The sequence below is a fragment of the Salinisphaera sp. genome (assembly GCF_035690525.1).
In the GTDB taxonomy this organism is placed as follows: Bacteria; Pseudomonadota; Gammaproteobacteria; order Nevskiales; family Salinisphaeraceae; genus Salinisphaera.
This window is the reverse complement of the sequence record NZ_DASSKM010000097.1, coordinates 1-8737: the sequence shown is the minus strand read 5'-3', so window position 1 is coordinate 8737 and position 8737 is coordinate 1. Positions and strand designations below refer to the sequence as shown.

The following is an 8737-nucleotide window of genomic DNA, read 5'->3' as shown; positions in this document are numbered from 1 at the left end:
GCAGGCCGACCACGACATCCACGCCGGAGTCGTTGAGGTTGTTGGCGTGGGCATGGCCCTGGGAGCCGTAGCCGATGATCGCGACCTTCTTACCCTGGATAAGGGACAGATCGCCGTCCTTGTCGTAGTACACGTTCATGCTCACGGCTTTTCTCCTGCTGATGGTGGACACGCGGCTGGCAGCCCAGCCGGTGTATTAAAAACTTTCGACGCCGGCGTCGGTATCTTCGGCGCGGTAGTTCAGCCCGCCCAAACCGGGCGTCATGGTCACCGCGCCGCTACGCGCCAGTTCGATCAGCATGCCGGCATCCTCCAACACCGCGACAAAACGATTGAGCTCGTCGCCACTGCCGAGAAAACGCAGCAGCGTGAGGCCGTCTTCCTCGCCGATCACACGTACGTCGAAACCGGCCGCCATGGTCTCGACCGGCGAGGCGGCGGCGCCGCGCTCGACCTTGATCAGGGCCAGTTCGCACTCGAGATGCTCGTCGCCGGTCATGTCCAGCACGTCGATCACGTCGACCAGCTTGAGCAACTGACGATTAATCTGTTCGATCACGCCCTCGGTTCCCGTGGTCACCAGCGTCAGACGCGACATCGTCGAATCTTCGGTGGGGCCGACGTTGAGCGTCTCGATATTGAAGCCGCGCTGGGAGAACAGACCAGCTACGCGCACAAGCGCCCCGGCCTCGTTGGCCATGAGCACGGATATCACGTGTCGCATAGTGATCGCCTCGCACGCGCAGACTGGCAAAGCGCGCAAAATACGCCGATCCCCGGAGTGAAGCAAATCGATTCGATCAAGCGCGGCGGGAAAGCGATGTTTTCGGTTACAATTATCAATTTTCCACGTCGTTCGGAAAAATTGCCATGACTGAGCTGCACACCGCCCCCGAAACCCGTCCGCACCATCCGCTGACCGGCCGCGTCATGGCCGGCGCCGAGGTGCTCGTGCAGGTACTGGCCGACGAGGGCGTGGATACCATATTCGGTTATTCCGGCGGCGCCATCCTGCCGACCTACGACGCCATCTTCCGCTTCAACGAAGAACACCATGATCTGATGCCGCTGATCGTGCCGGCCAACGAGCAAGGTGCGGGCTTCATGGCCGCCGGCTATGCGCGCGCCTCCGGCAAGGTCGGCGTGGCGATGGTCACCTCCGGCCCGGGCGCGACCAACGCGGTCACGCCGATCCGCGATTCCATGGCCGACTCCGTGCCCATGGTGCTGATCTGCGGCCAGGTCGCGCGCGCGGCGATCGGCACCGACGCCTTCCAGGAAGCGCCGGTGACCAACATCATGAGTTCGGCGGCCAAGCATGTGTTCATGGTTACCGATCCGGCCAAGCTGGAAGCGACCGTGCGCACGGCCTTCGAGATCGCCCGCTCCGGCCGCCCCGGCCCGGTCGTGATCGATGTGCCCAAGGATGTCCAAAACGCCGAGTGCACCTTTGCCGGCGCCGGCGTGCTGCCCGTGCCCGGCTATCGCCAGCGTATGCGCGATCTGCGCTCGAACAAGCTTTCCGACGCCAAGTGCGAACAATTTTTCCGCCTGCTCGGCGAGTCCGAGCGTCCGCTGATCTACGCCGGCGGCGGCGTGATCAATTCCGACTCGGCCAACGAGCTGCGCGCCCTGGCCCAGGCCTTCGGCATTCCGGTGGTCACCACGCTGATGGGCATCGGCGCCTTCGACACCACCGACGCCCTGTCGCTGCATATGCTCGGCATGCACGGCACGGCGTTCGCCAACTACGCGGTCGAGGACTGCGATTTCCTGATCGCGGTCGGCGCCCGCTTCGACGATCGCGTGGCCGGCCGGCCCGATGCCTTCGCGCCGGCGGCCGAGGCGATCGCCCATTTCGATGCCGATGCGTCCGAGATCAACAAGGTGAAGGCGGTCGATTGGCATCATGTGGGCTTGTTCGCGCCGAGCCTCGCGCGTGTTCTTGCCTACGGCCGGGAGCACGGCTTTACCCGCGATTTGTCGGCATGGCACCAGCACATCGCGGCCCTCAAGCGCGACTATGCGATGAATTACGACCGCGGCGGCCCGCTGATCCAGCCCTACGCCGTGATCGAGGAAATCAACAAGCACACCAACGGCCGCGCGGTGATCGCGACCGGCGTCGGCCAACACCAGATGTGGGCGGCCCAATATGCCGATTTCCGCGAACCGCGGCTGTGGCTGACTTCCGGCTCGATGGGCACCATGGGCTTCGGTCTGCCGGCCGCCATCGGCGCGGCCTGCGCGCGCCGCGACAAACTGGTCATCGATATCGACGGCGACAGCTCGATCCGCATGAACATCGGCGAGCTGGAAACCGCGACCACCTACGGCCTGCCGGTCAAGGTGGTGGTGCTGAACAACAACGGCGACGGCATGGTCAAGCAGTGGCAACGGCTGTTCTTCAAGGGCCGGCTGTCGGCTTCGGACAAGTCGCTGCACAAGAAGGACTTCATCAAGGCCGCCGAAGCCGACGGCTTCGAGTTCGCCCGCCGCGTGAGCGACCCGGCCGAGCTGGCCGCGACCATCCAAGTCTTCCTCGACTTCAAGGGACCGGCGTTTCTCGAGGTCGTGGTCGACCCGGACGCCGGCGTCTACCCGATGGTCGGGCCCGGCAAGACCTATAAGCAGATGATCACCGGCGATTTCATCAACAACCGTTACGCCGACGATGCCGGCGATACCGAGGTCGGCCCGTCCGAGATGTTCTAGATACCATCTAGAGCCCGGCTACGAGGCCGGTCTTTTTATTATCCGCAGATACACGCAGATGAACGCAGATTGAAGGCGAAGGCACTGGTTTCGTGGCGTTTGCGAACTACGAAACCTAATTATAAAAGCCGGTCCGCCTTGCGACGCTCGCACCGCGAACGAAGCTATCCGGTCGGCGAATATCGCGATATCCGATACTGCGTCATCTGCGTGTATCTGCGTCCATCTGCGGAAAAAGACTTCTTCCGCTTTTATAGGTGGACTGGCTATGCGAATTCAACGCCTTTCGTATTGCCGGCTGCCGAACATGTTCTCGAAAGCTTCCTCGTCGGTCAGATCCGACTCGTGATCGGCCAGTACCTGTAGCCCTTTCTTGACGTTCTCGCGATCGCCGATCATCTCGAACCAGCGCCGCACGTTCGGGTAGTCGTCGATGTTCACACCCTGGGTTTCGGCGCTGCGCAGCCACGGCCAGGTCGCGATATCGGCGATCGAGTAATCGTTGCCGGCCAGGAACTTGGTCTGACCGAGACGCCGGTCCAGCACGCCGTAGAGACGATTGGCTTCGTTGCCGTAGCGCTTGACCGCGTACTCGATCTTCTCCGGCGCATACTTGTTGAAGTGGTGCGCCTGTCCGAGCAAGGGGCCGATTCCGCCCATCTGGAACATGAGCCACTGGATGGCGTCGTAGCGCTTGACCGGGTCCTTCGGCAACAGGCGGTCGCTCTTATCAGCCAGATACATCAAAATTGCGCCCGACTCGAACAGCGAGTACGGCTTACCGTTCGGTCCGTCGGAATCGACGATCGCCGGGATCTTGTTGTTGGGGCTGATCTTCAGAAAGTCCTCACCGAACTGATCGCCCTTGCCGATATTGATCGGGTGCGCGGTGTATTCGGCCCCGATCTCCTCGAGCATGATATGAACCTTGTGGCCGTTGGGCGTGGTCCAGGTATACAGATCGATCATTGGAATCGTTTTCCTTGAGGGACCGTAGAAGCCCCCCTTGTAAAAAAACCTACATATGCCGAAGGTTGTGAAGAATCGACACAGTTTCAAGCCGGCGCCGATTGGTCGGTTTGAGCGGTTATCAAGGAGCTAGCATGCATGTACTCGTCGTAGGCGCCCACGGCAAGATCGGCCGTCGCTTCATCCACGCGATCGACGACAGCGAACATACCGCCCGCGCCATGATCCGCGACAGCGGCCAGATGGACGAGATGAAGGCCATCGGGGCCCTCGAGGTCGTCGTCGCCGACCTCGAGGACGATTGCAGCCAGGCGTTGGCCGGCTGCGACGCCGTGGTGTTCACCGCCGGCTCGGGCGGCCACACTCCGCCGGAGAAAACCGAAGACGTGGATCGCAACGGGGCGATCTCGATCATCGACCAAGCCGTATCGGCCGGGGTCCGTCGTTTTATCATGGTATCGTCGATGAACGCGGACACGCCGGAACAAGGCTCGGAAAAGATGCAGCACTACTTTCGGGCCAAGGGTGCGGCCGACAACCATCTGCGTTCCACCGATCTGGAATACACCATCGTGCGCCCCGGCAAGCTCACCGAGGATGACGGCACCGGCCGCGTCGACATCGCCAAGGATCTGGGCCGTTACGGCGAGATTCCACGCGACGATGTGGCCCGTATGCTGCTGATGACGTTGGATTCGCCCAACACCATCGGCCGCCACTTCGAGGTATTGTCGGGCGATACGCCGATCGAAAAAGCCTTGCTCGGTGTCTAAACCCGATCCGGTTACGCGGCGGGACACGCGCCTGACTTTCGACCCCGACGCCGCGGTCGCGCATCTGGCCGCGGTCGATCCGGTGCTCGGCGCGCTCATGCAGCGCGCCGGGCCTTATCGGCCGACCACCCGCGGCGCGCCGGACGTGTTTCATTCGCTAATGCGGGCGATCGTGTATCAACAGCTTTCGGGCAAGGCCGCGGGCACTATTCATGCCCGGGTACTGGCCGCGCTCGGCGGCGGCGATGCGCCGGGCGCCGCCGCCATTCAGGCCACCGATGACGCCAGCTTGCGCGGCGCCGGTCTGTCGGCCAACAAACTGGCCGGGTTGCGGGCACTGGCGGCCGCCGAACTGGCCGGCGAGCTGCCGGACGAAGCGCGTATCCACGAATACGACGACGCCGAGTTGATCGAGGTTTATTCCGCGATCCGCGGCATCGGCCGCTGGACGGTGGAAATGCTGCTGCTGTTCCATCTCGGCCGCGCCGACGTCATGCCGATCCACGATCTCGGCGTACGCAAGGGCTTTGCCCTGACTTACGGGCACAACGAACTGCCCAAGCCGAAGGCATTGGAAGCCGCCGGCGAAGCCTGGCGGCCTTATCGCTCGGTGGCCTGCTGGTACATGTGGCGCGCACTCGAAGCCGACGGCGCCACGCCGCAGCCACAATAGCGACTAATACCAATCCTTATAAGATTGATCGATCTTCATGAAGCCGGAATTCGTCCGCCAATAAACGCGAATGAAAGCGAGAAAAGCGCATAAGCGCATCTTATTCGCGTGCATTTGCGTTTATTTGCGGGCTGTTTTGACCGGTAGGTCATTGCTTTTGCAGGTTGGTAGAATTCGCCCCCGCCGCGCGCAGAAAATCCTCGACCCAGTCGAACGCGTTATGCGCTTGGATGATCTCGCGCATGGCCTGCATGCGGCTTTGCCGCTCCGCACGATCCATGTAATACGCCTCGTGGATGCGTTCGGCGGTAGCGATTACGTCGTGCGGATTGACCAATAGTGCATGATCGCCCAGCTCGGCGGCGGCGCCGGCGAATTCGCTCAAAATCAACACGCCGTTGTTGTCGCGGGTGGCGGCGCAGTATTCCTTGGCCACCAAATTCATGCCGTCCTTGAGCGGCGTGACCAATGCGATATCGGCCACTTGGTAGTGCGCCATCAACTCGGCCGGTTCCATGCTGTGGAAGATGTAATGGATCGGCACCCAGCCGGATTCGGTGAACTCGCCGTTGATCTCGCCCACCAGCCGCTCGATCTGTTCTTTCTGCTCGGCGTACTGCGGCACCTGCTGGCGCGAAGGAATGACGTGCTGCTGGAGCGAAATCCGGGTGCGCAATTCCGGATAACGCGTCAGCGCTTCGCGAAAAGCCTCGAGCTTTTCCGGCAAGCCCTTGGTGTAGTCGAGCCGGTCGACGCCGAGCATCACCGTGCGTCCGTGCCAGCCTTCGCGAAAACGCTCGATGTATTCGGCCGTCCGGCGACTGCCGGCCAGCTCGGCGATATGGTCGTAGTCGATACTGATCGGCAGCGTGCCGATACGCAGCCGGTGCTGATGCGGTTCCAGCCCCGCGTCGCCGATCTCGACATCGACGCAATCGTCGTCGGCCGTGGTCTCCACATGATCGAACAGGGTCGTGAGCACGTCGAGGAGATTGACCCGGTCGGTCACGGTCTGTAGGCCGATGAAATCGTAGCTGAGCAGCGCATACACGATCTCGCGCCACCACGGCAGATTGCAGAAAATGTCGGCGGTCGGAAACGGGATGTGCTGGAAGAAGCTACTGCGATTGTAGAGCCCCAGCGCGCGTAGTTCGTCAGCCACGTTGACCAGGTGATAGTCGTGCACCCAAATGAAATCGTCGGCCCGCGCGACCTCATTGATACGGCGCGCAAATTCGCGATTGACTTGCTGATAGACCTGCCAATACTCCGGCTCGAACCGGCACGCCGTGAACCGGTTATGAAACAGCGGCCAGATCACCTCGTTGGAAAACCCCTCGTAAAAACCGGCAATGTCCTGCGCGGTCAGCGCCACCGGCTCCAGCCGGTATGCACTGTCGGCGTTGTGGTGGGTGTCGAGCACGTCGCGCAGTGTGTCGGTGGTCTCGTCGGCGATCCCCGGCCAGCCGACCCAAACCCCGCCGCGGCGGCGCATAACCGGGTCGAGCGCCGAAACCAGACCGCCGGCCGCGGGATGGGTACGCCACGTATCATCCCCGGTGCGCTCCAGCGACACCGGCAGCCGATTGGATACCATGATCAATCGAGGGTTATCTTGGTGATCCTCATCGGACGCGCTATCTTGGCTTACCATGACAAATCTGCCTGCCCCGGACGATCGCTGGGCACTGTTTCTGGATGTGGACGGTACCTTAATTCATATCGCCGAACATCCGGAGTCCGTCCAACCATTCCCTTGTCTAGGGGAAATACTAGGTCGCGCCGCGGATGCGCTGGACGGCGCTCTGGCGCTGATCTCGGGCCGGCCGATCGCCGAGATCGACCGACTGACGGGTCGTGTCGCGCCGGCCGCGTCGGGCCTGCACGGTCTGGAACTGCGGACTCCGGTTGGCGGCTACGAAGCGCCGCAAGGCCAGGCCCCGGGCATGAGCCGGGCGCGCGAGCGGATGTCCGGGGTCGCCGAGCGCCACGCGGGCCTTTATTTCGAGGATAAGCAGGCGACCCTGGCGCTGCACTATCGCAACGCCGGCTGCGACGCGCGTGCAGAAGCCGAACAAGTGGTCGACGACATCGTCGAAACATCCGACGGCGCGCTGGCCGTTCTGGCGGGCAAGGCGGTCTACGAGATCAAGCCTTCGCGCGGCGACAAGGGGCGCGCCTTGCAACGGCTGATGACCAACCCACCGTTTGCCGGGCGTTGCCCGGTCTATGTTGGCGACGACGTCACCGACGAAGCCGCTTTCGTGGCCGTGAATTCGCTCGGGGGCGTATCGATAAGGGTGGGCGAAGCGGCCCCGAGTGCGGCACGGTATCGGATTAACACCGTAGACGAGGTACTGGAATGGCTGGAGCAGATCGCCACGACGCTCAACCAACCGAACCCGCCGTAGACCTGAATCTGGGCCTGATCGGCAATGGCCAGATCGCGGCCCTGATCGACACGCGGGCCCGCATCGTCTGGGCTTGTTTCCCGAATTTTCAGGGCGATCCGCTGTTCAGCCGGCTGGTCAACGGAGAGGATCGCGGCTACTGCGAGATCGGCATCGACGATTGTGTATCGATCGAACGCGAGTATCTGCGCAACACCGCCATTCTGCAGACCACGATGCGAGATGCGCGCGGCGGCGCGGTACGTGTGACCGATTTCGTGCCCCACTTTTGGCAATACGGCCGCGAATTCCGCCCGCTGATGATCGTGCGTCGGATTACGCACCTGGCCGGCACGCCGCGGGTGCGGGTGCGTATGCGTCCGGTCTCCAACTACGGCGCGCAGGAGATGCGCATTACCCGCGGCTCGAATCATCTTCGCTATATCGGCGAAGCACGCGTACTGCGGGTGACGACCGACGTACCGATCAGCTATATCCTCGACGAGCGAGCCTTCGTGCCGAACGGCACCTATACGCTGGTCGCGGCGTCCGACGAAAGTCTGCCCGAATCGCCCGCCGATATCGGCCAGCGCTTCTTCGAACGGACGCGCAACCACTGGCACAACTGGGTGCGCACGCTGTCGATCCCCTACGACTGGCAACAAGCGGTCATCCGCTCGGCGATCACGCTGAAATTGTCGACCTACACCGAAACCGGCGCCGTGGTCGCGGCCATGACCACCTCTATCCCGGAGGCGGCCAACAGCGGGCGCAATTGGGATTATCGCCACTGCTGGCTGCGCGATTCCTACTTCGTGATCCGCGCGCTCAACCGGCTGGGCGCGACCCGCACCATGGAGAACTATCTCCAATACATCATCAATCTGGTCGCCAACGCCGAGGACAACACGCTACAGCCGGTCTACAGCATCAACGGCGAGGCCGAACTGCCCGAGGCCCGGGCCGAGCACCTCGCCGGCTATCGCGGCATGGGGCCGGTACGTATCGGCAACGACGCCTATCGGCAGGTCCAGCACGACGTCTACGGCAGCGTGATCCTCGCGATCACCCAAATTTTCTTCGACGAGCGGCTGTCGCATCTCAAGGAAGAGGCTCTGTTCCGGCATCTCGAACCGCTGGGTGAAAAGGCGCTGGCCAACTACCACACGCCGGACGCCGGCATTTGGGAATATCGCGGCCGGGCGCGCGTGCATACG

Annotated in this window: 8 protein-coding genes and 1 pseudogene; 5 read left to right on the top strand and 4 right to left on the bottom strand. The window is 62.6% G+C overall.

Annotated features, from left to right (window positions below; translation table 11 throughout):
- A pseudogene (locus tag VFJ08_RS07110) lies at positions 1 to 139 on the bottom strand (ketol-acid reductoisomerase); the annotation flags it as partial.
- A 57-nt stretch (positions 140 to 196) separates the two neighbouring features.
- Positions 197 to 724: an acetolactate synthase small subunit gene (gene ilvN / locus VFJ08_RS07105; protein ID WP_324996501.1), complete on the bottom strand. Its 528-nt coding sequence runs from the start codon at positions 722 to 724 to the stop codon at positions 197 to 199.
- A gap of 146 nt (positions 725 to 870) precedes the next feature.
- On the opposite strand from ilvN, the gene ilvB reads away from it, so the two are divergent.
- The gene (gene ilvB / locus VFJ08_RS07100) at positions 871 to 2715 is read left to right on the top strand and encodes a biosynthetic-type acetolactate synthase large subunit (RefSeq protein ID WP_324996500.1); all 1845 of its coding nucleotides are present in this window, start codon (positions 871 to 873) and stop codon (positions 2713 to 2715) included.
- Between the two features lie 276 nt (positions 2716 to 2991).
- On the opposite strand, the gene VFJ08_RS07095 is transcribed toward ilvB, so the two are convergent.
- The gene (locus tag VFJ08_RS07095) at positions 2992 to 3684 is read right to left on the bottom strand and encodes a glutathione binding-like protein (protein ID WP_324996499.1); all 693 of its coding nucleotides are present in this window, start codon (positions 3682 to 3684) and stop codon (positions 2992 to 2994) included.
- A 134-nt stretch (positions 3685 to 3818) separates the two neighbouring features.
- On the opposite strand from VFJ08_RS07095, the gene VFJ08_RS07090 reads away from it, so the two are divergent.
- Together VFJ08_RS07090 and VFJ08_RS07085 are read left to right on the top strand one after the other, a co-directional pair.
- Complete coding sequence (locus VFJ08_RS07090) at positions 3819 to 4457, top strand: SDR family oxidoreductase (protein WP_324996498.1); 639 nt, start codon at positions 3819 to 3821, stop codon at positions 4455 to 4457.
- Positions 4450 to 5130, top strand: coding sequence for a DNA-3-methyladenine glycosylase 2 family protein (locus VFJ08_RS07085; RefSeq protein ID WP_324996497.1), 681 nt, complete (start codon positions 4450 to 4452; stop codon positions 5128 to 5130). The genes VFJ08_RS07090 and VFJ08_RS07085 overlap by 8 nt, the downstream gene beginning before the upstream one ends.
- A 148-nt stretch (positions 5131 to 5278) precedes the next feature.
- On the opposite strand, the gene VFJ08_RS07080 is transcribed toward VFJ08_RS07085, so the two are convergent.
- Entirely contained in the window at positions 5279 to 6727 is a 1449-nt protein-coding gene (locus tag VFJ08_RS07080) for a trehalose-6-phosphate synthase (protein ID WP_324996496.1), read from the bottom strand.
- A gap of 55 nt (positions 6728 to 6782) precedes the next feature.
- Here VFJ08_RS07080 and otsB point away from each other — a divergent pair, with 55 nt between their 5' ends.
- Together otsB and VFJ08_RS07070 are read left to right on the top strand one after the other, a co-directional pair.
- Positions 6783 to 7541, top strand: a complete 759-nt coding sequence (gene otsB / locus VFJ08_RS07075) for a trehalose-phosphatase (protein WP_324996495.1) — start codon at positions 6783 to 6785, stop codon at positions 7539 to 7541.
- On the top strand, positions 7493 to 8737 hold a 1245-nt coding region (locus VFJ08_RS07070; RefSeq protein WP_324996494.1), incomplete at its 3' end, for a glycoside hydrolase family 15 protein. The genes otsB and VFJ08_RS07070, both read left to right, overlap by 49 nt.